At 67.5% G+C, this 25326-nt stretch carries 23 protein-coding genes and 1 pseudogene; 9 read left to right on the forward strand and 15 right to left on the reverse strand.

Going from position 1 to position 25326, the window contains the following annotated elements; all coding sequences use genetic code 11:
• Positions 1-36 precede the first annotated feature (36 nt).
• Positions 37-918: a dioxygenase family protein gene (locus GKO32_RS03450; RefSeq protein WP_312867467.1), complete on the forward strand. Its 882-nt coding sequence runs from the start codon at positions 37-39 to the stop codon at positions 916-918.
• A 187-nt stretch (positions 919-1105) separates the two neighbouring features.
• Here GKO32_RS03450 and GKO32_RS03455 read toward each other — a convergent pair whose 3' ends face one another.
• The 3 genes from GKO32_RS03455 to GKO32_RS03465 form a co-directional block, all read right to left on the reverse strand.
• Positions 1106-1906 (reverse strand): alpha/beta fold hydrolase, encoded by an 801-nt coding sequence (locus GKO32_RS03455; RefSeq protein ID WP_154755282.1) that lies wholly within the window; start codon positions 1904-1906, stop codon positions 1106-1108.
• Positions 1907-1911: 5 nt separating this feature from the next.
• Positions 1912-2901: an amidohydrolase family protein gene (locus GKO32_RS03460; protein WP_154755283.1), complete on the reverse strand. Its 990-nt coding sequence runs from the start codon at positions 2899-2901 to the stop codon at positions 1912-1914.
• Between the two features lie 128 nt (positions 2902-3029).
• A complete protein-coding gene (locus GKO32_RS03465) occupies positions 3030-4421 on the reverse strand; it encodes an aminotransferase class I/II-fold pyridoxal phosphate-dependent enzyme (protein ID WP_154755284.1) in 1392 nt (463 codons plus the stop codon).
• Between the two features lie 179 nt (positions 4422-4600).
• Between GKO32_RS03465 and GKO32_RS03470 the strand changes: the two genes are divergently transcribed.
• The 4 genes and pseudogenes from GKO32_RS03470 to GKO32_RS03485 form a co-directional block, all read left to right on the forward strand.
• On the forward strand, positions 4601-5749 hold the full coding sequence (locus GKO32_RS03470) for a thiolase C-terminal domain-containing protein (protein ID WP_154755285.1): 1149 nt from the start codon (positions 4601-4603) through the stop codon (positions 5747-5749).
• Positions 5750-5784: 35 nt separating this feature from the next.
• Positions 5785-6186 carry a Zn-ribbon domain-containing OB-fold protein gene (locus tag GKO32_RS03475; protein ID WP_154755286.1) on the forward strand — a complete coding sequence of 134 codons (402 nt, stop codon included), beginning with the start codon at positions 5785-5787 and terminating at the stop codon, positions 6184-6186.
• Entirely contained in the window at positions 6183-7112 is a 930-nt protein-coding gene (locus tag GKO32_RS03480) for a cyclase family protein (protein ID WP_208024254.1), read from the forward strand. The genes GKO32_RS03475 and GKO32_RS03480 overlap by 4 nt, the downstream gene beginning before the upstream one ends.
• Before the next feature lie 7 nt (positions 7113-7119).
• Positions 7120-7200 (forward strand): annotated as a pseudogene (locus GKO32_RS03485) (transposase); the annotation flags it as partial.
• A 17-nt stretch (positions 7201-7217) separates the two neighbouring features.
• On the opposite strand, the gene GKO32_RS03490 reads toward GKO32_RS03485, so the two are convergent.
• Genes GKO32_RS03490 through GKO32_RS03510 form a run of 5 tightly spaced genes read right to left on the reverse strand, consistent with a single transcriptional unit; the run spans position 7218 to position 14469 of the window.
• On the reverse strand, positions 7218-8564 hold the full coding sequence (locus GKO32_RS03490) for an MFS transporter (RefSeq protein WP_208024255.1): 1347 nt from the start codon (positions 8562-8564) through the stop codon (positions 7218-7220).
• Between the two features lie 30 nt (positions 8565-8594).
• Positions 8595-9524 carry an amidohydrolase family protein gene (locus GKO32_RS03495; protein WP_154755287.1) on the reverse strand — a complete coding sequence of 310 codons (930 nt, stop codon included), beginning with the start codon at positions 9522-9524 and terminating at the stop codon, positions 8595-8597.
• 5 nt (positions 9525-9529) lie between these two features.
• Positions 9530-11122 carry a class I adenylate-forming enzyme family protein gene (locus tag GKO32_RS03500; RefSeq protein ID WP_154755288.1) on the reverse strand — a complete coding sequence of 531 codons (1593 nt, stop codon included), beginning with the start codon at positions 11120-11122 and terminating at the stop codon, positions 9530-9532.
• Between the two features lie 31 nt (positions 11123-11153).
• Positions 11154-12131: a TIGR03619 family F420-dependent LLM class oxidoreductase gene (locus tag GKO32_RS03505; protein WP_166459357.1), complete on the reverse strand. Its 978-nt coding sequence runs from the start codon at positions 12129-12131 to the stop codon at positions 11154-11156.
• A gap of 34 nt (positions 12132-12165) precedes the next feature.
• Positions 12166-14469 (reverse strand): CaiB/BaiF CoA transferase family protein, encoded by a 2304-nt coding sequence (locus GKO32_RS03510; RefSeq protein ID WP_154755290.1) that lies wholly within the window; start codon positions 14467-14469, stop codon positions 12166-12168.
• A 147-nt stretch (positions 14470-14616) separates the two neighbouring features.
• Between GKO32_RS03510 and GKO32_RS03515 the strand changes: the two genes are divergently transcribed.
• On the forward strand, positions 14617-15990 hold the full coding sequence (locus tag GKO32_RS03515; RefSeq protein WP_154755291.1) for an MFS transporter: 1374 nt from the start codon (positions 14617-14619) through the stop codon (positions 15988-15990).
• 36 nt (positions 15991-16026) lie between these two features.
• On the opposite strand, the gene GKO32_RS03520 is transcribed toward GKO32_RS03515, so the two are convergent.
• Positions 16027-16722: a GntR family transcriptional regulator gene (locus tag GKO32_RS03520; protein WP_154755292.1), complete on the reverse strand. Its 696-nt coding sequence runs from the start codon at positions 16720-16722 to the stop codon at positions 16027-16029.
• A 186-nt stretch (positions 16723-16908) separates the two neighbouring features.
• Between GKO32_RS03520 and GKO32_RS03525 the strand changes: the two genes are divergently transcribed.
• On the forward strand, positions 16909-18087 hold the full coding sequence (locus tag GKO32_RS03525) for a cytochrome P450 (RefSeq protein ID WP_154755293.1): 1179 nt from the start codon (positions 16909-16911) through the stop codon (positions 18085-18087).
• A 384-nt stretch (positions 18088-18471) separates the two neighbouring features.
• On the opposite strand, the gene GKO32_RS03530 is transcribed toward GKO32_RS03525, so the two are convergent.
• Positions 18472-19254, reverse strand: coding sequence for an SDR family NAD(P)-dependent oxidoreductase (locus GKO32_RS03530; protein ID WP_154755294.1), 783 nt, complete (start codon positions 19252-19254; stop codon positions 18472-18474).
• 86 nt (positions 19255-19340) lie between these two features.
• Between GKO32_RS03530 and GKO32_RS03535 the strand changes: the two genes are divergently transcribed.
• Positions 19341-20198, forward strand: coding sequence for a helix-turn-helix transcriptional regulator (locus tag GKO32_RS03535; RefSeq protein ID WP_154755295.1), 858 nt, complete (start codon positions 19341-19343; stop codon positions 20196-20198).
• Between the two features lie 314 nt (positions 20199-20512).
• On the opposite strand, the gene GKO32_RS03540 is transcribed toward GKO32_RS03535, so the two are convergent.
• Positions 20513-21364 (reverse strand): SDR family oxidoreductase, encoded by an 852-nt coding sequence (locus GKO32_RS03540; protein WP_154755296.1) that lies wholly within the window; start codon positions 21362-21364, stop codon positions 20513-20515.
• Between GKO32_RS03540 and GKO32_RS03545 the strand changes: the two genes are divergently transcribed.
• The gene (locus GKO32_RS03545; RefSeq protein ID WP_166459358.1) at positions 21332-21655 is read left to right on the forward strand and encodes a TetR family transcriptional regulator C-terminal domain-containing protein; all 324 of its coding nucleotides are present in this window, start codon (positions 21332-21334) and stop codon (positions 21653-21655) included. The genes GKO32_RS03540 and GKO32_RS03545 overlap by 33 nt on opposite strands.
• Before the next feature lie 109 nt (positions 21656-21764).
• Here the strand turns inward: GKO32_RS03545 and GKO32_RS40410 are convergent, their stop codons facing one another.
• Genes GKO32_RS40410 through GKO32_RS03565 form a run of 4 tightly spaced genes read right to left on the reverse strand, consistent with a single transcriptional unit; the run spans position 21765 to position 25326 of the window.
• A complete protein-coding gene (locus GKO32_RS40410; protein WP_246243100.1) occupies positions 21765-21923 on the reverse strand; it encodes a hypothetical protein in 159 nt (52 codons plus the stop codon).
• A 46-nt stretch (positions 21924-21969) separates the two neighbouring features.
• The gene (locus GKO32_RS03555) at positions 21970-23040 is read right to left on the reverse strand and encodes an aminotransferase-like domain-containing protein (protein ID WP_154755299.1); all 1071 of its coding nucleotides are present in this window, start codon (positions 23038-23040) and stop codon (positions 21970-21972) included.
• 27 nt (positions 23041-23067) lie between these two features.
• The gene (locus GKO32_RS03560) at positions 23068-24510 is read right to left on the reverse strand and encodes an MFS transporter (RefSeq protein ID WP_312867468.1); all 1443 of its coding nucleotides are present in this window, start codon (positions 24508-24510) and stop codon (positions 23068-23070) included.
• A 48-nt stretch (positions 24511-24558) separates the two neighbouring features.
• Positions 24559-25326 carry an HpcH/HpaI aldolase family protein gene (locus tag GKO32_RS03565; protein WP_154755300.1) on the reverse strand — a complete coding sequence of 256 codons (768 nt, stop codon included), beginning with the start codon at positions 25324-25326 and terminating at the stop codon, positions 24559-24561.

The raw sequence follows: 25326 nt of genomic DNA on the forward strand, positions 1-25326 counted from the left end.
TACCCCTGCCGTTTCCCAAGAAGGAGAGAAACGCTCGTGAGCGAGTCCGAGACCAGGCTGCAGGTCGTGTTCGCCGACCTGCGTCGCGCCATCGACGACGTGATCCTCAAGCACGAGGTCACCATGGAGGAGTTGCTGGCCGCGGTCAGGTGGATCCGGCAAGCCGCCGATGCCGGCGAACTGGAGCTCGCCACCATCCTGTTCGCGAAAGCGGTCCTGAAACACAGCGAGGGCGCCACCTACGCCCATCCGGAGACCGATGGCGCGAGCAACTGGGAGATGGAAGGCCCCGCCTATCTGGCCGGCGCCCCCCTGCTGGACAGTCCCGCCGTGCTGCCGATGCGCCCCGACGAGGCCGGTGAGCCGCTCATCGTCTCCGGGACGGTGCGGTCCACCACGGGTGACCCGGTGCCGGGTGCGATCGTCGACGTCTGGCAGATCGACGCCGACGACGTGTACTCCGGTTTGACGACCGCCGATTTCGCGATGCTGGGCATCACGCCGGACATCCCCAACGACGCCACCGGCATCCCCACCTACAATCTCCGGGCCAAGATCGTCGCCGACAGCGACGGGCACTACGAGTTCCGCACGATCATGCCCGGCGTCGAATCCTTCGGCTTCAAACCCGGCAGCCCGCTCGAGGCCCTGACTCAGGCGCTGCGGCTGGAGGGCGACCGGCCCCTGCACATCCACGCCATCGTCTCCGCCGACGGATTCCTCCCACTGACCACGCAGATCTACTTCGACGGCGACCCTCGCGTCGAGGGCACCATCGAGGGCCACATTCCCCCTGCCGCGGTCAAAACCACCACACGGCAGGACGACCCCGGCGACTTCCGGGCCCACGGCCTCGACCAGCCCTACCGCGCCCTCACCTACGACTACGTCCTCCGCCCGCAGTCACTTCACGACTAGAGCCTGTGCACATGCGCTGATCAAGGAGTTTCCAGAGGGTGGGCTTTCGTGGTCGGCAACGCACAGGTGTGTGGCAAAAGCCGCCACGGCGCGGTGGCGGTTGATGCAGCATTCCACCGGGTGCCGCTGTTTTGCCGATGTCGGTGTCGAAGGCCGGTGGTCGCGCAGTGAGGAAAACCCCGGCACCTCAGGTCCGCGCCGCCTCCACCCGGCCGAGGAAGCCGAGCACGGCCCGGTTGAACTCCTCCGGCCGTTCCCACGGCGCGCTATGGCCGACATCGGGCATCACCACCAGCTGGGCACCGGGAATGTGTGCGGCCACCTCGCGCATCGCGGGCGGGGGCACGTACAGGTCCGCGCCGCCGGCGATCAGCAGTACCGGCGGCGCGAGCCGTCCCAGGGTGGCCCAGGTGATGTCGTTCGTGACGTGCTGGATCACCATCTCGCCGCCGTTGTAGGCCAGCTCATGGATCCGGCGCCACTCCGTGAGCCCGTCCGGGTTCTCCGCCCGGTAGCTGGGCCCCAGTTCGAGGAAGTCGTGTGGCAGACCCCGGAACCCGGGGAACTGCAGCGCGTCAAGGCGGGCCTGCCAGTCGGCATCGGTGATCCCCATGACGCTGCCCGCGATCACCAGGCTGCGCAGGGCCGCCGGGTGCCCGAGGGCGAAGTCGGCCGCATAAATGCCGCCGGCCGCGACGGCGACCGCGTGGAACGGCCCGAGTTCCAGCGCGCTCGCCAGCGCGGCGAGGTCGTCGGCCCCGCTGCCCGGCACCTCCGGCGGCGGCGCCGACGAGCGGTAATGCCCTCGCCGCGAATAGCCGATCACCCGATAGCCGGCTTCAGCGAAGGCCGTCTGCTGGCCCGGCCAGCTGAGCGCCGACCCCGTGCCGGAATGGAGCAGGACAACCGGCGGCCCGTCGCCGCCGGTGTCCCAATACCACAGTTCCCCGCCCGGTATCGCCGCCTTGCCCTCACGGACTCCGGTCATCACGGTCAGCGCCGGATATCCGCGACGAGCTTTTCCCAGTTGCCGAAGGCGAAGCTCTCGCGTTCGGTTTCGCCGATCGGCGCTGTGTCGATGAACTGGCGCACGGAGCCGGCACGCTCCCGGTTGAACGGGTAATCGGTGGCGTACATGACGTGTTCGATTCCCACCGTCTCCACACTCCACCGCAGGTACCGGTGGCTGGAGATGCCGCCGGGCGTGATGAAGATGTTCGACCGGAAGTACTCCGCGACGGGTCGCTGAAGCCCGGCGACGTTGTCCAGGACGGCGATGCGGTCGAGGTAGAACAGGACGACCTCGCCCCAGTGCCCGAGAATCACCTGGAGATCGGGGAACCGGTCGAACAGGCCCGAGGTGATCATCCGCAGGACGGTCAGGCCCGCGTCGTAGTGCCAGCCGATCGCCCCGGTCGCCAGCAGGTTGTCCACGGGCTCATCGAACCCCTGGTAATAAGCCTGGTTGACGATGGGCAGCGGTGCGCGGGGGTGCAGGTAGACCGGGGCGTGCAGGTCTGCGGCCGCCTCGTAGATATCCCAGAACTCGAGCGCATCCACACTTTGCTCACCGGAGCGGGCGTTGATCATCACCCCGTTGAGCCCGAGTTCGGTGACCGCGCGCCCCAGTTCGGCAGCGGCCGCTGCCGGAGCGGGTGTTGCGAGCGTGGCGAATCCCTGGAGACGCTCGGGATGGCGGCGCACGGCGGCGGCGATGGCGTCGTTCGTGGGCCCCTGCAAGGCGATCGCCTCGGCGGCGGCCAGGTTCTGCAGACCCGGCGTGGTGAGGGACAGGACCGCCACATCGATCCCGGCGTCATCCATGGCGGCGAGACGGCTGTCGTCGAGGTCCAGCAGCGCCGGCGTGATATCGCTTTCGAGGGCCCATTTCATCATCGGCTCGGTCAGCCCGGGATCCTGCCGTTTCCATGCCTCGACCACGTCGGTGGTGGCCATGTGCTCTTCCAGTGCGTAGATCCTCATCGAGGAAACCTGCCTCCACAACGTTCATCATCACCGGGACCCCCCGTCCCACAGTGCTGACCGGCCCGGCGAAAAGCAACGGCGACCGGCCCGTCGCCGCGAAGTGCTTGTGCCATAACGAACCGCGCTCAGCGCAGCGCGACAGCGCGGGACGCGGTAGCAGCCTCGCGCACCGCGAGGGCGACCTCGGCCGCATGGTGCACCGGCAGCTGCGTGGTGGCGATCCGCAGATGGTGTTGCCTCGCCGGCAGCTGCGTGAAGGCGCTGCCCCCGGCAGCACTGATGCCATAGGCCCGCAGCACTCGCAACGCGGTGTGCTCGTCCTGGACGCCGACCCACAGGGAAAAACCCTCGGTGCCGTAGGTATCGATCTCGAGCCGGCTCAGCTCGCGGGCCAGTGCGGCACGCCGTTGCCGGTATTCGCCGGCGGCCGCGGCGACCGTCCGCGCGACCCCGTCATCGGCGAGCATCAGCGACAAGGTTCCTTGGAGCAGGCGCGAAGTCCACACCGAGCCCATCGCGCGCCGGCGCCGGGCGAGCTGCACGATGCCGGGTGCGCCGCCGATCAACGCCACCCGCAGATCGGGACCGTGGGACTTGTTCCACCCGCGAACCAGCACCACCCGGTCGGGCAGCCAGTTGCCGAGGGACACGCCGGGGCCGGCCGCGAGCAGCGGCGCCGGGTCCGACTCGATGACGACCGGTACCGTCGGCCGTTTCCGGAGAATCCCGGCCAGCTCGCCCGCCCGGTCCGCGGTCATCGTGTGCCCGTCCGGGCTGGAGAACCGTGACTGGATGACGACCACCTCGACATCCCCCGCCTCGGCGAGAGCGGACGGGATCATGCCCTCACCGTCGGCCGGCACCGGCACGATCTCGCATCGCAGGTACTCGAGCTGATCCAGCACCGGCGCGGCGGTCGGGCTCTCCACGGCCACCCGCGTACCGGGGCGGGCGAGCACATCCAGGAGCAGCAACACCCCGTCGTAACACCCGCCGCAGGGCACGATCATTCCGGGATCGAACGGCCAGGTCCGCCTCGCATATTCCGCCAGCGGCGCGACGAGCATGTCCCCGCCGTACTTGTTGAAATCACCGAGAACATCCGAACTCATCACCGCGGCGAGATGCGGCTCGATGTCGGGCAACAGCTCGGGATCGGGGGACGGGCTCATCAGGTCCAGCTGCATCGGGAGCCCACCGATCACCGACTCCAGGCGGTGCCCTGGTGGTTCCTCGCCGACCACGCGGGTGCCCTGACTGCCGTTGGTGCTGATGAGCCCGGCCTCGCCCAGCACCCGCCATGCCTTTGCGACTGTCGCCGGACTGATCTGCAGCGTCCCGGCGAGGTTGCGCACGGTCGGCAAGTAGCGGTCCTTCACCTCGCCGCGGTGCCGGATCAGGTCCGTCACGGCGGCGACGATCCCGCGCGCGGTGGCGTCGTGAATGTGCTGGGCCAGCCAGCGCGCCGGGATCACGTCACCCGGAGGCAGCTCCGCCGCGGCATACGCCTCGACCATGCGCACCTCCCTGGTGAAACAGCTGAAGATCGAGATTCACGGTACCCGGAGCCCGCACCCGCACGCCACAAGCAACCCCCGCTCGTTCTAGCACAACCGTGATGGCCGCGGCGCGGTCATATCGTTGACTTCGGTGGTGCCGGCGGTCACGGTTCGAACGGACGAAAAGAGCGGTGGAGATGAAGAACCAGGCGTGCATCATCGGGGTCGGGCAGACCGGCCTTTCGCGCAACAGTGGACGCAGCGTCCAGCGGCTGGCCGTCGAGGCGACCGCCGCCGCGCTGGCGGACGCGAACCTGCCGGCGAAGGCGATCGACGGCATCGTGCCGTCCCCCGTGGGGCCCACGGCCGAAGACATCATGGCCTCGTTCGGCATCGCCGACGCCCGCTTCACCGCCGTGCCGCACCTGGGCGGAGCCGGCTCCGTGGCGGCCCTGCGCCTGGCCGCGCTTGCCGTGGCCGGTGGACAGGCGGATGTCGTGCTCACCTTCGTGGCGCGGAACGGGAGATCCGGCGCCCGTGTCGACCAGCGTGTGGCCGTGGCGATGCCCGGTCAGCAGTTCAGGACGAACCTGGAATATCCGCACGGGATGAACACGCCGGCGCAGTGGTACTCGCTGCTGTGCCGCCGGCATATGCATGAGTTCGGCACGACGCGGGAGCAGCTCGGAGCCGTCGCGCTCACGATGCGCCGGCATGCCAACCTCAACCCGGCGGCACAGATGTACCGCAAGAAGCTGACCATGGAGGAGTACCTCGCCGCGCCGGTCATCGCGGACCCGTATCACCTGTTCGACTGCTGTCTGGAAACCGATGGTGCGGCGGCGGTTCTCGTGGCGTCTCCAGAGTACGCCGCCCGGGTGGGCGCCACGCCCGTCTTCATCGAGGGGGCCGCTGAAGGGCACCCCGACTCCGCCGACGACATCAGCAACCGGCAGGACTTCTTCAACACCGGACTGACCAAGGCGGCGCCGCGGGCTTTCGACATGGCCGGATGCGGACCCGAGGACGTGGACTTCGCCATGGTCTACGACTGCTTCACCTTCGAGGTGATCCATCAGCTGGAGTGTGCGGGCTTCTGCAAGCTCGGCGAGGGCGGCGAGTTCGTGGCCGGCGGCGGTATCGCACTCGGCGGCCGGCTGCCGGTCAACCCGAGCGGCGGCTTGCTCTCCGAAGGACATCTCGGTGGTATGAACCACATCGTCGAGGGCGTCCGGCAACTGCGCGGCAGGTGCGGTGACCGGCAGGTACCGGGCGCCACCCGCTGTGCCGTCACCGGCTGGGGCGATCTCGGCGACGGCGCACTCGCCATCCTCGGCACGGCGTGACCACCCTCTGTCCAGTCAAGAGATCAGGTGCCTCGATGATCAACCCTCCCGACCGTCACGATCCTGAGCTGGAGCCGTTCTGGGACGGCACGGACCAGGACGAGCTGCGCGTCCAGCACTGCGCGGCGTGCGGCACCTTCCGGTGGCCGCCTCGCCCGGCCTGTGCCCACTGCGGCTCGCTGGACACCGAGTGGGTTCAGGCGCCCGGCCGCGGCGAACTTTTCAGCTGGACCGTCGTGGCGCGCTCGACGCTGCCGGACTTCGTGGATCAGGTCCCTTATGCGGTCGGAGTCGTCGCGTTGGACGGCCTGCCCGTGCGCATGATCGGCAAGATCGAAACGGACGACCCCTGGGGACTGCGGGTGGGAATGCCGGTCACCGCGGTGTTCCGGAACCACGCCTCCGGCGTCCGGCTCGCGGTGTGGGAGCTCAGGTGACACGGGAATCGGTGGATCCGCAGGTCGAGGGGCTGCTGGGCAGCCTGAGCAACTGGGGGCGGTGGGGGACGGAGGATCAGCTGGGCACGCTGAACCACATCACGGCCGAGTCCCGGCTCGCCGCCGTGAAGGCTGTGCGGACCGGGGAAACCGTCTCATGCAGCCGTGACATCTCACCCCGGCAGAGCAAGGAGAACCCCAGTCCGCTGCTGCACCACATGATCGCGAGCGGGGAGGGCGCGCCGGAGGAGGGTCTCGGCATCGCGGCCGACTGGCTGGGACTGGCGTTTCACGGCTACTCGGTCACGCACCTGGACAGTCTTTCCCACCTGTTCTGGAACAAGCAGAGTTACAACGGCCGCCCGGCCAGTGACGTCTCGACCGTATCGGGCGCGGCGACCGGGTCGGTCGAGGTGGCGCGGAACGGCATCGTCACCAGGGGAGTCCTGCTCGACCTCGCCGGCGCGCGAGGGCAGGAATGGCTCGAACCGGGGGAGGCGTTGACACCGGCCGATCTGGAGCGCGCTGAACGGGAGCAGGGCGTGAGTGTCGGTCGCGGGGACGTACTGCTCGTCCGGACGGGCCGTGATGCACGCCGTGCCGTGAAGGGCCCCATCCACCCCGACCACGAGGGCGCGGCGGGGTTGCACTTCTCCTGCCTCCCCTATCTTCACGAGCGGCAGATCGCGGTCCTGGGCTCGGATGCGGTCAACGACGTCGTCCCGTCCGGCGTCAGCGGGTTCGAGATGCCCGTCCACACGGTCGCCCTGGTGGCGATGGGTCTGTGGCTGCTCGACAACGCCTACCTGGACGAGCTGGGCCGGCGCTGCCGCGACCGGGGGGCCTGGGACTTTCTGGCGGTGCTGGCGCCATTGCTGCTGAAGCGCTCGACCGGCTCGCCGATCAACCCGCTCGCAGTCCTTTGAGGCCGTGGTCCTGACCTCGATGCCGGGCATCGGGGTCAGGACCCCAGCTCGCATCCTGCTCGAGATCGGCGACGCTGCGCACTTCGCCGACGACGAGACACCCGGCTAAACCCCGGCTCTACCGGTGACGCGCGGGCCGAATGCGATGACGACGAGCGCGAGGGCCGGCGCCAGGGCGAAAGCGAGGAAGATCGCGGGCGTGCCGAGTCCGGCCGCGAGCAGCAGGCCGCCATAGATGGGGCCGGCGATTCCGCCCAGGCGGCCGACGGTGAGGGCGAGACCGAGTCCGCTGCCCCGGTTGTGCGTGGGGTAATACACCGCCATGTAGGAGTTCAGCAGGCTCTGCGTCCCCACGCCGCCGGCGCCCATCACCAGGACGAGCGGATACACCAGGATCGCCGGTGGCTCAAGCGCCAGCACGACAAGGGAGGCCGCCGCGGCGAGGAAGCTGGTGAGCACGACCGGCTTGGGGCCGATCCGGTCCGCGATCGTGGCGCCGGACAAGGAACCGGCCATGGTGCCGATATTGAGGATGACCACGAAAATGAGTGCGGACGTGATCCCGTACCCGGATTTGATCATCAGCTGCGGCAGCCAGACGTTCGCCCCGAATCCCATCAGCAGGCACAACGCGGTCGCGAGCCAGAACACGATGGTCGCCCGCACATGCTTGCGGCTGAACAGCGACCGCACCGCTCCGGTCGCGGATCGGTCCGCCGCCGACGTCAGCGCCGGGCCCGTCTCCAGCAGGACAGGCAACCGGTGACGGCGAATGCAGTTCTGGGCTTCCGCCGCCCGTCCCCTGGCGAGCAGATACGAGATCGACTCCGGCAGGCGTGCGTAGGCCAACGGGAACAGCAGCACCACGGGCAGCGCACCGACCCAGAAGGCCGCGCGGAAACCGTAAGCGGGCACCAGCCAAATACCGAGCAGTGCGGCGATGACTCCGCCGATACCGAGGCCGACCTGGGCCAGGCTCGAGTTGAAGTTCCGGCGCCGAAGTGGCGAGAACTCGACAATCAAGGAGAGCGCGGTCGGGGTGAAGCCTCCGCTACCGAGTCCGACGAGGACACGGGCGACGAGGAGCATTTCGGGGTTCACCGAGACCGCACTGAGCACCATGCCGCCGGAAAAGCACAATACGGTGGCGAGGTACATGCGCCGGCGGCCGATGAGGTCGGTGAGTGTGCCGGCGGTGAACGCCCCCAGCCCCATGCCGAAAACCGCCGCCGACCCGATGAGGCCGACATATTCCGGAGTGAGGGACCAGCCCGATTTCAGCAGCGAAGGCACGGTCACGCCGAGGACGAGAATGTCGTAGCCCTCGAAAATCAGGGTGACCGCGGCGAGGATCAGCAACGCGACAGGGGTCCGCAGAACGGTGACGGTCGTGGCGGTTCTTGTGGTCGCGGAAGGTTTCGGTTGTGATGCGGGGGTGGGTATGGCGTTCACGAGACCTCCTTGTACAGGTGAACGACAGGTTCAGAGCAGTGCCTTCGCGTTCCGGCGAAAGAGATCCAGCCATCCCTCGCCGGAGTCCAGTTCGCGCATCACCTTCCTCACGCTGGGCTGCCGGGCGAAGCAGTAGTCGGTGCCGAGCAGGAGCCGGCCGGTTCCGACGACCGAGGTCAGTGTGGGTAGCGCGGTCGGCAGGGGCAGCACCGCGCAGTCGAACCAGAGCCGGCCGAGCTGGATGCGGGCGGACTCCTCGGCCTTCCCGTCGCCATAGCCTTGCGCGGAGCCGCGGAAGCGTTCCACCCGTTCGGTCACGAGCGGGAGGACGCCGCCGCTGTGGGTGGCGATGAACCGGATATCGGGATAACGCAGAATCACTCCGGCGAAAATCAGATCGACAAAAGTGCGGGCGCTGTCGAACAAGTACTCGATCATCGGCTCCGGGCGGCCGAGCGAGACCAGGTCGCTGTTCGGCGGCGAGGTGGGGTGCACGAAAAATGTCGCACGGCGGCGGTTGAGCGCCTGCCAGAGCGGCTCGTACCGGGGATCGCCGAGGTAAACGCCGCCCGCGTTCGACATCACCGAGTATCCGGTGACGCCATCGCGGTCGTGGACACGTTCGATCTCGGCAAGCGCACCGTCGACGTCGGGCAGTGGCAGGGAGGCGAAGAGCCCGAACCGGCCGGGGTGCCGGCGGGCCGTGCTGATACCGACATCGTTGACGAGGCGAGCGATATCCCGGGCCGGCTCGTCGTGGCCGAAGTGGATACCGGGCGACGACACGGACAGGATCGACCGGTCGATCCCGACCTCGTCCATCAACGCGAGGTGCTCCTCCGCGGACCAGGCCGGCCACGCGGGCATGTTGTCGGGCACCCGATGACCACCCTGCTTGGCAGCGGCGATGTACTCGTCAGTGACGAAGTGGGCGTGCACGTCGACGAGCGCGTCGGACATCGTGGCTACGCCTCGCTGTGGGCGTGCCCCGACGAGGCCAGTCGCTCTCGCAGGCTGGGCTTGGAGATCTTGGTACTCCCTGTCAGCGGCCACCTCTCGACCGGGATGAACTCCTTGGGACGCTTGAAGGCCGCGAGTCCGGAGCGGCAGAACTCCTTCAATTCCTCTTGGGTGAGGGTCATTCCGGGCGCGAACTCGATGAAGGCGACGACCTTCTCACCCCATTTCGCGTCGGCCACCCCGATGATCTGAGCCTCGACGATGCTCGGGTGCTCTTTGAGGAAGATCTCCACTTCGAGCGCCGACACGTTCTCGCCGCCGGACTTCACGACATCCTTGATGCGGCCGTGGAACCGGAGGTAGCCGTCTGGGGAGAGGCTCCCCAGGTCGCCGGTGCGAAGCCAGCCGTCGTCGGTGAACGGTTGCTCGTCGTCGGGCATGCCGAGATAGCCGATCATGCGATTCCAGCTCAGTATCTGGATCTCGCCCATCGCGCCGGCCGGGAGGACGTGCCCGTGGTCGTCCACGATGCGCACTTCGATACCGGCGTGCGGGCGGCCGATGTACTGGAACCGCGTCTCCTGAGGATCCCGCAGGTCCCCCAGTGCGACCGTGGGGGAGCATTCCGTCAAGCCGTATACGTTGGTGATCTCCGCCCCGAGCACGTCGTGCAGTTGCCGGCAGAAGCCCGGTGTCTCCGCGGTGGCCACCAGCCGTATCCGCGATTCGCCCCCGGTTCGTTCCCAGCTGCGCACGAAGTCCCAGAGGACCGTCCCCACCCCGATGAGCACCGTCAGCCCCGTGCTCTGCGCGATCCGGGCCGCCCGGTCACCCGACCAGCGGGACATGATCGCGACCGAGGCGCCGCCGAGGAAGGCGGACAACAGCGTGAAGACCGCCCCCGAGTTGTGGTAAAAGGGCGACGCCCCAAGGAAAACGTCGTCGATCCCGACCATCCAGCGGCCCGCGTTGGCGGCGCCGGTGGCGATCAGCGCGTCCTGCCGGAGCCGGGCGCCCTTGGGAGATGCGGTACTCCCCGAGGTGAACTGGATCATGCCGACGTCGGTGGAAAAGTCCCTGCCCGCCGCGCTCGGACCGGCTTCGTCAGCCGCTTCCAGCACCGGGAACGGCGCCCCTGGTGTGTCACGGAGCCAGCGGCAGGTGATGCCGGTGGTCAGCGGACCGGCGAGGCGTTCGGTGGCGAATCTGGTGACCGCATCCGAGTCCGGGTGCGGTTCGTCGACCAGCAGAAGACGCGGTTGCGTCTTCTCCAGCTGGAACGCGATCTCCCGCCAGGTGAGCTTGGTATTGAGCGGTACCACCGACGCTCCGAGCACACTCGCGCCGAACCAGGCATAGACCCAGGCGATGGAGTTCTCGGCGAGGATCGCCACCCGGTCCCCGGCGGATACGCCCGCGGCGGACAGCCGTCCTGCCATGAGCCGGGACTGGGTGTTCAGATCCTCGAATGTGACGACGCCGGCTTCTTGTTCCCACCCTCCCTCTTCGGGATGGAGCGCGGGACGTTTGCCGTAGCGCCTGGCCAGTGTGTCGAGCATGCAGGAGAAGTCATGACCGAGCCAGTCCTGGTCCCTCATCGTCCCTGCCTTTCCCGCGAGGTTGCGTACGTCAATTCGCCCGGACACCGGACTTCACCACCGCTTCCGTGAGCAGTTCCAGCTGTCGCATGAGGATTCTTTCGCTGGGATTGGGCAGGTCGATGGTGACGTGCTGGACGCCGAGGTCCGCGTATTCGTTCAGCAGTTCCGCCGCGTTCTCCACCGACAGGAATTTCCGGAGACTCTTCCCCGTATAAGGCGCCTTCGGATCGGAGATCCCCCAGATCAGCGATACCGCGATCCCCGGGCACGGAACGCCCTGCTCAGCCGCCTGCTCCTCCAGGTAGCGCCGGCCGGTCCGCACCTGCTCGGGCTCCAGCCTCGCCGGCAGCCAGACGTCGCCGAGCTCCACGGCACGCCGCACCGCCCGCCGGCTGTTGCCCCCGACCAGCACGGGGGGACTCGGCTGCTGCGGGCTTTTGATGAGCGGTCTGATGGTGGGCAGCTGGGTGAACCGGCCGGCGAAATCGAACTCCTCACCCCGGAGCATCTGGCGGATCACCCGGATGTACTCGTCGGTGCGGAGTCCCCGCTGGGCGGGAGAAACACCGATGGCGTTGAACTCCGCCTCGACGTGACCGACCCCGATACCGAAGAGCATCCGGCCTTTCGAAAGGACGTCGAGGGTGCCCAGCATCTTGGCCTGGACAACGGGATCCCGGTAGGGCAGCACGATGACGGAGCTCCCGAGCTCGATCTTCGTCGTGCTACCGGCGAGAAAGCCCCAGAGCATATACGGGTCCAGCCACCAATTCTCCTCCCCGTAATATTCGACGGCCGTGAATTCCTTGTTGCCGTATTCCTCGATGTCCAGCCATTGCCGTACCGGCTCGACGCGGGTGTCCTCGAGTCCGCCCACCGGCGCGACGAGGTGGTCTTGCACCCACAGCGAGTCGAACGCCAGGTTCTCCGCGGTCGTCGCGAGGCGCAGGACCTCATCTCCGCGGACCCAGGACCGATAGCACGGTATCCAGGTACCGACCTTCACAGCGCCTCCTGATTTCTCCAGAAAAAATTGCGGCTCACGGCCATCCCGGCGGCAAGTCATTGGTCTGGACCGCCCAGTGCTTCTCCAGCGTGGCCACTTCGTCACCGAGCCCGGCCCGCTCGAGGATACGCACGCCGTCGGCGCCGGGCGGCCGGACGGCGTGCCCGACGCGGGCCGGGGTATCCGACAGCGCGAGTGCGACGCCCGGCATCGTGATCTCCCCGGCCTCCTCATAGATCTGCCGCACGGACATGCCGCGGGCCAGGTTCACCGGGTGCGTCATCAGCTCGGCGAGGGTCACCAGCTCGTGGGCGCCGAGGCCGGCGGCACGCAGCGCGGTTACCCACTCGGCAGCGGGCCGGGCCGCGAACGCCTCCTCCAACCGGCCGGCCAGCTCGTCCGGGCCGGTGATCCCCGCGATGCCGGCCAGTCCGTCGATCCCGTCGAGGCGGGCCCGGTCGGCCTCGGTGGCACCGAGGAAGAACCAGCTGTCCGCCGCCTGGTAGAAGCGCATCAGCGGGCCCTCGCCGAGCACGGCGATACCGGCCGGCTCGGCGGCGGGTCCCGACCCGGCGTGCTCCAGCATCAGTGTCGCCTGGTGCAGGGTGCCGGTCTGGACCAATGATGTCCGCACCCGCAGGCCCTCGCCGGTGGCGGCGTGGTGATAGATGCCCAGCAGCGCGGCGAAGGCCGTGGCGACCCCGGTGCCGTAGTCGAGCACGGTGTAGGGGCCGAAGATGGCGGGCGGGTTGCCGGGGCCGCCGGTCCGCGCCATGACCCCGGTGACGGCCTGGCCCTGGGCCTCGTATCCGCGCCCGCGCGCCCACGGCCCGATGCCGCCGAAGCAGCTCACCGTGGCGTAGACGATGCCGGGTTTGCGCGCACGGACAGCCTCGTAGCCGATGCCGTAGCGCTCGGCGGTGCCGGGCGGGAAGTTGAGCACCACGACGTCCGCCTGGTCGACCAGCCGCCAGAAGACCTGCTGGCCCTCGACGTGCTCGATGTCGAGGAGGATCGACTGTTTGCCGCGGTTGATGCTGCTGTGTACCGGGATAGTGCGCTGCGGTGCGTTGATCTTGATGACCTCCGCGCCCAGCTCCCCGAGGATCCGTCCGGAGCTCGGACCGGCCAGGATCTGGGTGAGGTCGAGCACGCGCAGGCCCGCGAGCGCGCTTTCCCGCGCGACGGCGGCCGGCGCGGGGGTCTCGGCGGGCTCGGTAGTCGCGAGCTCGGCGAGAATGTCCGCCCGGTCGGCGTCGGGCAGGTGACGGGGCCGCAGCGCGTGGTCCAGACCATCTGGGCCCTGGTCGTCACCCACGTGCACCGGGATGCCCGCCATCCACGTCGGGCCGAACACCGGGTCGTCGAGCCGGGTGACCGCGCCGGACGCCCCGGCGTGCGGTGTCGCGAGCCACTCGCGGGCGGTCCGGACCTTGGCGATCGGGACGCCCGCCCGGCGTCCCAGGTCCTCCCAATACGCCGCCGGGTGCTCGAGGAACATCTCGGTGAGCCGGGCGCACAGGGTCTCGTCGTCGAGGACTGTCCACTCCGGACGGCCGGCCTCCTGTAGCAACCAGTTGCGGAAGCGCGGGCTTGAGCCGATCGGGTTGAACTGCACGTACCGGTCGTCCCCGCAGCGGTAGGTGCCGGCGCCGAGGACCTTGTTCAACACGAACTCCGGTTTCGGCCCGCCGGCGGAGATGGCGTAGGTGCCCTGGTCCCCGATGGCCTCGAACATGGCGTCATACAAGGGAACGGACACATGCTGGCCGCGGCCGGAGCGAAGGCGCTCGGTCAGCGCGGCGACGATGCCGACGGCACCGAGCAGCGCCGCGAAGTTCGACGCGATCGGCAACGCGCTGTAGGTGGGCCGCGTCATGTCCCAGCCCTCGGGGGCTTCGCTCATCCGCGTCCGGCAGTTGTGTGTGGCGGCGGCGATGACGCCTTCGAAGGCCCGGACCCCGGCGCGTGGGTCGTCCGGGGCGAAACCGGGCAGCGACAGGTAGACCAGGCGCGGACTGCTCTCCCGCAGATCCGCCCAGCCCAGCCCGAAGCGCGCCATGACCCCTGGCCGGAAGTTCTCGATCACCACGTCCGCCCGCTCGACGAGCGCGAGGGCGGTTTTCCGGTCCGCCACCGTGGTCAGGTCGAGGGTGATGCGGCGCTTGCCGCGGCTGAGGAAGGCATCCGCCGTGGCGGTTGCCACGGCACTGTCGGGGCGGTCGACTCGCACCACCTCCGCCCCCTGCTCGGCGAGCAGGACGCCCACGAGCGGCCCGGCGATGTAGTGGCCGAAGTCGACGACACGAATCCCTGCGAGCGGGCCGGCGTTGGTCATAAGGGAACAGTCATTGTCAGCACTACGAAAAGTCAACGGGACGGCGCCGCTGCGACCGCGGCAGTTGTTCTAGAACGAGCGACGGTTGCTCGCCACGGACGCGCCTGCACAGACTGCGTACTGCCCTGGGACGACAGAGGAGTCGCCATGACCGTTCCCGCCGAGCCGGCCCGCCCGTCACTGACGGAAGTAGCCGCCACCGCGACGATCACCCCGGCCCAACGGAAGCGGGCGACGATCTCCGTCGCCGCCGGATCGGTGCTGGAATACTTCGACTGGATCATCTACTCGGTGTTCGCGGTCTACTTCGCACCGCTCGTGTTCCACGCCGGTGATCTGACCTCGGCGCTGCTGCAGTCCGCCGCGGTGTTCGCGACCGGCTATCTGATCCGCCCGATCGGCGCGGTGATCATCGGCAAGGTCTCCGACCGGCACGGCCGTAAGCCTGCCCTGACCCTGTCGGTCACCATGGTGACGATCGGGACCCTGATGATCGCCGCGGTGCCCACCTACGCCGCCGTGGGCGTCTGGTCCTCGGTCATGCTGGTGGTGGCCCGGGTCCTGCAGGGCCTGGCCTTCGGCGGCGAGTTCGGCACCGCGTCGGCCACCCTGCGCGAGATCTCCCCACCGGAGCGGCGGGGCAGGGTGTCGAGCAGCTTCACCATCGCGTCCTCGAGCGGCAACATTCTGGGCTTCGTCGTGCTGGTGGTGCTGACCACGGTGCTCAGCCCCGCGCAGATGAGCAGCTTCGGGTGGCGCATCCCGTTCGCCCTGGCCGTTGTGGGCGCGTTCGTCCTGCTCTACCTGCGCGTGCGCATGATCGAGAGCCCGGTCTTCCGGTTGGTCGAGGCTTCGCCCGCGCGGGAACGGGGGCGGATCCGGGACCTGCTGAGCCCCGGGAACCGCGGGAGCATGCTGCTGGTCTTCGGGGCCTTCGCCATGACCATCCCGATCTTCATCACCGTGACCTCCTACTCCCAGAAGCTCGGGGTCGCGGGCCTGGGGCTGTCGTCGAAATCGGTGGGGTGGGCCCTGCTGATCGCCCTGGTCGTGATGGCGGTCTCGACGTACTTCTTCGGCTGGCTCGGGGACCGATACGGGACCGCCACCGTGTTCGCGATCGGGGTCGGCAGCGCCACCGTCCTCATCGTGCCGGCGTATCTGTTCATCACCGGGACCGGCACGGTTGCCGGGCTCACGATCGGGGTGAGCGTGCTCAGCCTGTGCGTATCGATGTGGGGCGCTGTGCAGCAGACCGTGTACGCCGCGCTGCTCCCGCCTCACCTGCGGGCCCTCGGGGTCGGTCTGGCGGTCGGCATCGCCACGGCGGCGTTCGGCGGTCCGGCGGAGCTCGTCGCGCTGAGCTTCGCCAAGGCGGGTTTCCCCATCGGACACTTCATCCTGATGACCTTCCTCGGCCTGTGCGGCACCGTCGTGGCCCTGCTCATCCGAAAGCGGCTCGCCGCGGAGCGCTCGACACCCCTTGCCGAGCCGGCATCCGCCGCGCGGCAGGCCCGCTAGGGGCGCTCGCGAGCCGGCTGACCGAGTAGCGCCGGCTCAGGCCACCGAAGAGGCGGCCTGAGCCGCCAGGTATTCGAGCAGGAGATCGGCGGTCTGCGTGAGATGACTCTTGAGCAGCTCGCTGGCCTCGGCGCCGTTCCGCGCCAGGGCCGCGTCCTTGATGGCACGGTGTTCCGCGGCGAAGTCGCGGTGCGAAGTGTTGAGGGTGACCCCGTGCGACCAGCTTCGGTAAATCTGGCCCGCATCGCGCAGGGAGGCCGCGATGTCGATCAGGCGCACGGATGGGCAAGCGGAAATCAGTGCGACGTGGAAGTCGGTGTGAAGCGCCTCCCATGCCGGGCTGACCGCGTCGCCGGTGGCTCCTTGCCATACCGGCGTGCGTTCGAGCGCGTAGTGACTGGCGACGACGCGGGTCTCCCACGCGAGGTCGCCGTGTTCCACGGATTGCACGAGCGCGGAACCCTCGATCTCGCAGCGGGCCAGCGTCAGATCCGACAAGTCCGCGGCCGTGACCGTGGGCACGCGGAACCCCACCTGGGGTTCGGCGACGACGAGGCCCAGCTCCGTCAGCCGGGACAGCGCTTCACGAGTTACGCCCACGCTCGCCGAATACCGTTGGCTGAGGGACGCGAACGCCAGCTTGGACCCTGGCGGGAGATCACCGGACAAAATGTCGGCTTTGAGCCGGGCGAACACACCTTCGACTCGCGTTCGTTCATCGCCACTCGCCATGGTGAAATGGTACCAGATTCAAGATCCCTCGTATGTTCGAAGATTCTTGATGTCTTCGACTTCTGTGGCTAGGCTGAGCGGACTCGATCAGCGGCGACGAGGGAGGCGGGCGTTTCATGAGGCTGGCGGTCGGCAGGCCGCGCCGTCTCTCATCCGTCTCGACGCGCGGTAATCCAGAGGTAAGGGATGAGCGTGACCGTGATTTCACTTGATATTGATCTGTTCAGTGATGGGGCGTTGTTGGATCCGTGGCCGTTGTATCGGCGGATTCGGGATGCGGGGCCGGTGGTGTTTCTGAGTCGGCTCGGGGTGTGGGCGATGGGTCGGTATGGGCCGGTGCGGGCGGCGTTGCGTGATTGGGAGACGTATTCGTCGGCGCAGGGGATTGCGTTGAATCCGGTTGCGAATGGGACGACGGAGGGCCGGTTGCTGACGTCGGATCCGCCGGAGCACGACACGTTGCGTAGTGTGCTGGCTCATCGGTTGTTGCCGCGGCAGCTTCGGGATGTCGGGCAGACTGTGGCTCGGCGGGCGGAGGAGTTGGTCGAGGGCCTCGTCGAACGGGGCGAGTTTGATGCGGTGCCGGATCTGGCGCAGGCGTTGCCGTTGGGTGTCGTGTTGGATTTGATCGGGTTACCGCAGGACGGTCGTGACGAGATTCTGCGCTGGGCGGATGGGGCGTTTTCCGCGAGTGGGCCCGAAGGTCCTCGGACGTCTGAGGGGCTTGCGTTGCTGGAGGAGCAGTTCCAGTATCTGATCACCCGGGCGACCAGGGACCAGCTCGCTCCCGGCAGTATGGGCTGGGCTATTTATCAGGCTGCTGATGAGGGCAGGATTGATGCGAAGTCCATCCTGCCGTTGATGTCGGCGTATTTGACTGCTGGTCTTGACACGACCGTGAATGCGATTGGTAACGCGGTTTACTATTTTGCCCACAATCCGGGGCAGTGGGATCTGGTGCGGCAGAATCCGGAAATCGTGGCTAATGCGTTCAATGAGGTTCTGCGTGTTGAGTCGCCGGTTCAGTTCTTCACGCGTGTGACGACGCGTGAGGTGGATGTTGAGGGTGTGCGGCTGCCGGAGGGTGCCAGGGTGATGATGATGTACGCGTCGGCTAATCGTGATGAGCGTCGGTGGGAGAATCCCGCGACGTTCGATGTCAGGCGTAACGCGGCTGAGCACATCGCGTTCGGTCATGGTGTGCATGGCTGCGCCGGACAGGCCCTGGCCCGCATCGAAGGACACGCGATTTTGCAGTCCCTCGCGAAACGTGTGGCCCGCTTCGAAGTCTCGGCACCGGAACGGCGGATCAACCAACTGATCCGCGGCTTCAAATCGTTGCCGACCGTCGTCCAGGCGCTCTGATCAATCGTTCGCCGGTGTTACCCGTAACCGGCTGCCGCGTCGCCCCGACGCCAACCCGATCGATGCGGCGTCGAGATGATGGACGCGCCCGAGATAGGACGGGACCCAGGCCGAGACGGCATAGTTGACGAATGCGGAGCACACGACAGCACCGAGAAGGAGCAGAGCAGATACACCCTGTTGCTGTAGGATCTCAAAACAGACTTCATTTTCTCACTGGCCACTTCATGTCCGTTTCATTTGTGAAGCGGAGATGAGACTGGGTCGGCCGTCTGGGGGTTGTCGGCTATCGAGCGCGATCTGGTGATCTACGATTCCCGGTTGGAGAAGGCGCGCTTGCTGTTCGCGGAATTCGAGAGCTTTTGAGCGGTCCAGGTGTCTCTGTTATGCGCCGGCGCCGCCGTCGACCGGAATGATGGCGCCGGTTACCATCGAGGCTCGGTCGCTGAGTAGCCAGGCGGCGACCTCGGCGACCTCGCGGGGCTGGGCCATGCGGCCGAGTGGGGTCGCCGCGTTGTTGCGTTCGATGATGCCCGGGGATACCGCTTCCCATGCGTCGATCATCTCCGTGGCGGTGCCGCCGGGGGTGATGCCGTTCACTCGGATGCCCTGAGGGCCCCAGGTCACGGCTGCGGTCTCGGTGATGCTGTTGAGTGCGCGCTTCATGGCGCCGTACGCGGGGAGGGCGGGGTTTGCGCGGCGGCTGCCGATGCTTGAGGTGTTGACGATCGCCCCGCCGCCGCCCCGTCGCATGAGTGCGGCCTGGGCGGTCATGGCGGTCCAATGCGCCCGGAAGTTCACGGCGAACTGCTCGTCGATGTCCTCGTCGCTCGTGGTGTCGAGCGGGCCGGGCTGCTGGATCGTCGCGCCGTTGTTGAAGGCGCCGTCGAGTCGTCCGTGCAGTTCCTCGACGCGGTCGAGCGCCGCGCGGATGCTCGTACGGTCGGCGAGGTCCACTGTCACGGCATCCGCGACGCCGCCGTGGGCGCGGATCTCGGTGACGATCCGCTGGAGGGCGTCGGTGCTGCGGGCGGCGAGCACGACGGCGGCCCCCTCGGAGGCGAAGAGTCGGGCTGCGGCCTCTCCGATGCCGCGGCTGGCGCCGGTGATGAACACAACCTTGCGGGTGAGCAGGCCGACGGGTGCGATGTTGATGTTGTTCGTCATGACTACAGCGTCGGGCCGGTCTCTAGGTCGGATACAGGCACAGGTGGTGCCAGGCTCCGTCGCCGCGCGGCGCGCAGACTTGGGGTATGGACAAGCAGGAGCTTGGGGCGTTCCTCCGTAGCCGTCGCGAGCGGCTCCAGCCGCAGGACGTCGGCCTCCCCTCGGGCTCGCGACGCCGGACACCGGGTCTGCGCCGCGAGGAGGTCGCGGTCCTCGCGCACATCTCCACGGAGTACTACGTCCGGCTCGAGCAGGGCAGGGCGCCGCGCCCGTCGAGCGAGGTCCTCGCCGGAATCGCCGGCGCGCTGCGGCTGACCAACACCGAGTCCGACCACCTCCACGTCCTCGCGGGCACCGCGCCGAGCCGCACCGGGCTGCACCGGCGCGACGTCCGTCCAAGCATCCGCGCGCTCCTCGAGCGGCTGCCGCAGACGGCCGCTTTCGTGATATCCGCCGCGTTCGATGTGCTCGCATGGAACGACCTCGCGGCCGCGCTCATGGAGGACTTCGCCCCGCTCACCCCGGAGAACCGTAACCTCGCCCGCCGCGCATTCCTCGCACCGGCACGCCCCGATGCGCCGCTGTACGGGATCTCCGACGCGGCGGAGTTCCGATGCCACGTCGTCATGGAGCTCCGATCCACCCTCGCCCGCTACCCGACCGATCCCGCGGTGACCGGCCTCGTCGACGAACTCCGCGACGCCAGCCCCGAATTCGCCCGGCTTTGGGAACGGCACGACGTGCAGGCCGCATCGATGCTCACGAAGACTTTCCGTCACCCGCTCGTCGGGGAGATCACCGTCGACTGCGACACACTCACGCTCACCGACCGCGACCAGCACCTCGTGCTCTACAGCGCACCGCCAGGATCCCGCAGCGCCGAGGCCCTCGCCTTCCTGAACGTGCTCGGAGCCGAGAGCGTCAAAGCGAACAAATCACCCTGACAAAGCCGGACACGACGGAAGGTTCTCCGTCCAGCCGTGCGCGGGATACGGAGAGTGCAGAACCGAGGCCAGCGGCACCGCAACGGGCAACTCGCCCCCAGGGCTGGACAGCGCAGTACGCCGCATGGCATCCACTGGTCAACAAAGATCGACATGTCACCCGTGGGCGATTACGCGAGACCAGCATTCCAACTCAAGGTGCGTCAAGTTCTTTCGTGAATGCCACCCGGCGAAGCCAACCTCCGCGTGCACTCCGACCACTCCCGACTCCTGACCGATCATTCAAGCATTCGCCGGCCGGGTGGCGAGGAGCTTCAGATCTGCGCCTGGCCGCCGTCGACGAAGAATTCGACGCCGTTGACGAAGCTCGACTGGTCGGTGGCCAGGAAGATCGCGGCATTGGCGATCTCGGCCGGATCGGCGACCCGGTCGAGTGGTACTTCCGCGGCCTGCGCGTCGAGCAGTGCCTGTTCCTGCCCGGCGGGGGCCAGGCCGAGCAGGCCGGGCGTGTTCGTCGGTCCTGGGCTCAACACGTTGACCCGGACCCCGCTCGCCCCGAGTTCGATGATCCAGGACCGTGCCAGGTTGCGGATTGCTGCTTTGGTTGCCGAGTAGACGCCGAGCCCGGGTCCTGGTCGCAGCGAGGTGGTCGAGCCGGTCAGGATCACCGAGGCATCTTCGGTCAGCAGCGGTAATGCGTTCTGCACGGTGAACAGCACCCCTTTCACGTTGGTGTCGAAGGTCTTGTCGAACGCCTCCTCGGTCACCTCGGCCAGTGGACCGGCCACTCCACCGCCGGCGTTGGCGACCAGTACGTCGATCCGGGCCTTGCGCTGCTGAATCGTCCGGTAGAGCGCATCCAGGTCCGCGAGGTCGGACGAGTCGGTCCGGATGCCCTCGCCATTCGGGCCGAGCTCGCGGACCGCCGCGTCCAGTTCGGCCTGCCGTCGTCCGGTGATGAACACGTAGGCGCCCTCGGCAAGGGCAGCCTGTACGGCGCCTTCGGCGACAAACACCAGCTGTTCCTGCGGGTGTTCGAGGGCTACTGCGCCGACATCAGCGAACAGGTCGAGCAGGCCCTGGCCGGCCCGGATGCCGAGGCGTTCGAGCGGCTGCGCGCACACGTGCGCGCCGTGGCTGCCGACACCGCGGCGGACGTCGAGCATCGCGGTTGCCTGCTGGCCAGGGGCACCTCGGAACTCGCCGGCCAGGACCCGGCCGTGGCCGCCCACGCCCTGCGCACCTTCGAATTCCTCGAAGATCTTTTCGTGGCGTGTCTGGAAAAGGCGCAGCGGCACGGCGACATCGACCCGGAGGCCGACCCGCGCGCACTGGCCGGCTTGCTGCTGGCGGTCCTGCGTGGGATCGAGGCACTGGGCAAGGCCGATAAGAGCGAGGCCTCGTTGCGCAGCATCGCCGAGACCGCGTTGGCCGTTCTCCCGCGCCCGGCGCCGTAAATATGCCACGAAACCGAGGCCGATCGTGGCTGACATCGGAGTGAGACAACTCCTAACCTTCAGGTCGCAGAAGATCAAGATGTCACGCGCGGCGAGACCCTACAGTTGCTCACCAGGTGACGCAGGGCGGACGCCGTGGTTTTCGCTCGGTGCCCGTGAACTTGAGCAGGATTGCGACGATCACACCGGGGACGGCGGCCGCCCACATCGCAACCCGCCGGCCGTAGGTTTGATCCAACCAGCCACCCGCGCTCAGGCCGATGAACAAGCCGATGAAGGTGCCCGACGACCACAGCCCGATGGCGCGGGCTTGGCTACGCGCTGATCGTGGTTTTGAGAAACTGCAGAGACCGGGTGAGTTCTTGCCTGTCCTGATATGCCCCCAAGGCAATGCGGAGTGCGTTCGGATGGACATTGTCGACGGCGAAACCGTCGCCCTTCGCGGCGATGCCGTTCGCTCGCAGCCGGCTGCCGAGTTCCGTGATATTCCGCTCGCCGGATAGCGAAAGCCAGGCATGCGGGCCTTCGGGGACGGCCGCGATATCTTCCTGATCCAGGATTTCTCGCGCGATCGCCTGCCGGGCTCTGCATTCGGATCGAATCGCCGCGAGAATTGCCGACGCCGAGCCATCTGCGATCCACTGGCTCGCCATCGCGACCAGTAATCGAGGGGCGAAGAGCGTGACGACACGGACGCCCTCGATCACCCGCGCCCTATCAGCCTCAGGCACGACGCAATACGCGACCCTCAGGCCCGGGGACACGCATTTCGAGAGGCTTGACACGTAGCACGTCCGTTCCGGCGCGAAGGCGGCGAGCGGCCGTGTGCCGTTTTCCGGAAGTAGTCCATACGCGTCGTCTTCGACGATCCGTAAATTGTATTGCTCGGCTACCGCGGCGATCTCGATGCGACGGCCTTCGGACATGGTGGCGGTGGTGGGATTGTGGATCGTGGGTGTGCAGTAGAGAACTTTTGGACGAACACGCTCGCACGTTTCGGCGAGCGAGGAAGGAATGATCCCTTCGCCATCGATCGCGACGCCGACGAGCGAGCGGCCGAAATGCCGGCTCACCGCGCGGATGCCGGGATAAGTAAGGTCTTCGGTGACAATCGTGTCGCCCGGCGCGGTCAGCGTGGTGACCAGTGCAACCAGCAGTGACGCGCCGCCCGCGCAGATCACTACTTCGTCCGCGGTGACGCTACCCAGCCGCGGACGCAACCACGACGCGCCGGCCAGACGATCTTCTTCGGCACCGGCCGTGCCTCCGTAATCGAGCAACTCGGGAATTCTTCCTTGATGCCGCAGAATCTCGATCGTGGAGGCAACTCTTTCCGGCAGGGCGGCACCTGGTGGCTGGGGCGGAACATTGAGTCGAAGGTCCATCGATCTCCTGTCGCTGTCGCCGCCACCTCAATCCTGGCTGAGGGCCTTGGTGGGCGCCGGCGTTTCGGTGAGCACCGTGTCGTCGTCCTTTGTCGCGTTGACTTCTTCCAGTGACCGTCCGGTGGTGCGGGGGCCGAACGCGGCGATGTTGATGATCAACAGAGCCATGATGACGCTGATGCCGATGAACATCGCGCCCGAGCCGTAGCCCTTGAGCAGCGGCAACAAAACGAAGGGCTGGACCGCGCCCGCGATACGGCTCACCGAGTAGCCGGTGCCGGCGCCGGTGGCTCGTAGCTGGGTGGGGAACAGTTCGCCCTGGTAGACGTGGTAGGCGTTGGAGAAGATGTTGCTGATGGCGGTGTAGAGGAATCCGGCGGTGAGCAGGAGCCATTCGGAATTGGTGAAACCGAAGACCAGGCCGCACACGATCATGCCGGCGGACGACAGCATCACGAGAGTACGGCGTTCGATGCGTTCGATGATCGGCAGCGAAAGGAGCGAGCCGACGGGGTAGCCGATGTAGGTGATCGCGGCGTACACGAGGCCGGTGTTGAGGTCGAATCCTTTCACTGTCAGCACGATCGGCGCGAGGATCCCGAAGCTGCCGAACCCGAAGTTCTGCAGGAAATGGAAAACCCACAGCATGATGGTGCGTTTGCGCCAGCGGGGCTCGAACAGTTCGCGGACCCGTGCGCGTCCGATGGGCGCGGCTTCCGTCCGGTCGGGTTCGGGCAGCGTGCCGGTTTCGGCGATGGCCCGGCGTTCGAACCTGCTGACGATGGCGTCGGCTTCCTTGGTACGGCCGACCGATTCGAGCCAGCGCGGTGACTCGGGGAGGAAGCGCCGCAATGCCCAGCAGATGGCGGCTCCCAGCCCGCCGATGATGAACATCCATCGCCATCCGGCGAGGCCCCACACATCGCTTTTGGTGCTGATACCCCGGGCGAGGAACCCGACGCCGGGCACCGCGAGCAGTCCCACGGTGTAGGCCCAGCCGATGAACTTCCCCCGCACGCGAGCAGGTAGCAGGTCGGACAGGTAGGCGTCGACCAGCGGCAGCTCTCCGCCGACGCCGATGCCGGCGATGAAGCGGCAGATGACGAGTATCTCGATGTTCGGGCTGAACGCGCCGAGCACGGAGAAGACCGAATACAGGCTGAGCGTGAGGAAGAACGCGCGGCGGCGGCCGAACCGGTCGGCGATGCGGTTGAGCCAGATGGCTCCGATGAACGCCCCGATCAACGCCGAGGACAGCATGAGTTTCTGCGCGGTCGAGCCGTTCGCGATCCCGTATTCGCGGGTGAGGACCGAGCCGAGCGTGCCGGCGAGGAAAAGCTCGTACATTTCGAAAAATACGCCGATGCCGACGATCACGACCGCGAAAAGGTGCAGCCGGGTGATCGGAAGCCGGTTCAGCCGGGCGGCGACGCTGGCACCCCCGACGCTGCTGTACTGGTGGCTCGTCACGTGTCCTCCGTTGGATGTCGAGTGAGCCTGATGGGGAGTTCGTTACGGTTAAAGGGAACCGAGTCCCTCTCGAACAGCTTTGAGTTGCTCGCCGGCGGCGATCTGAAGCAGCCGGATGTCGGTCACGACCGTGACCATCCGGAATCCCATTTCGAGATAGCGCAGCGCTTCCTTGACGGAACTCGTGTGGATACCCGCGGCGATCCCGTGTTCCTTGCAGGCGGCGAGAATCTGCTGCAGAGCATCGGCGAGGGGCCCTGCACCGGCGCCGGGCCCGGGCGCATGTCCATAACTCAGCGCGAGATCCGCCGGGCCGACATAAATCCCGTCGACACCCGGGACGCCGGCGATCTCGCGCACGTTCTGCATGCCCCGCAGCGTCTCGATCATGACGAGGCAGCACACCGCGTCGTTGACTTGATACGGGTCGGTCCCGGCTCCGAAGTAGCTCCGCGTCGGCCCGAAACTGCGAGTTCCGGCCGGGGCGTACCGGCAAGCGGCGACGGCCTGCCCTGCTTGGGCCGCGTCGTCCACCAGCGGCACGATCACCCCATTGGCGCCGGCGTCCAGCGCCCGCCCGATCTCGGTGGCGTCGTTGCGTGCTACGCGCACCAGTGGCGCGGCACCGGTCCTGGCCAGCGCGGTCATCGTGGCGACGAAGGAATCGAAGCCGATCAGTCCGTGCTGTTGGTCCACACAGACGTAATCGAACCCGGTGAGCGCCAGCTTTTCCGCGATGACGGGGTCCCGGGTGGTACTCCACGCTCCGAGCAGCGCGGTTTTTCCGGCCAGTTCGGTCTTGAATCCGGGCAGCAT

It is taken from the genome of Amycolatopsis pithecellobii (genome assembly GCF_009707865.1).
GTDB lineage: Bacteria > Actinomycetota > Actinomycetes > Mycobacteriales > Pseudonocardiaceae > Amycolatopsis_E > Amycolatopsis_E pithecellobii.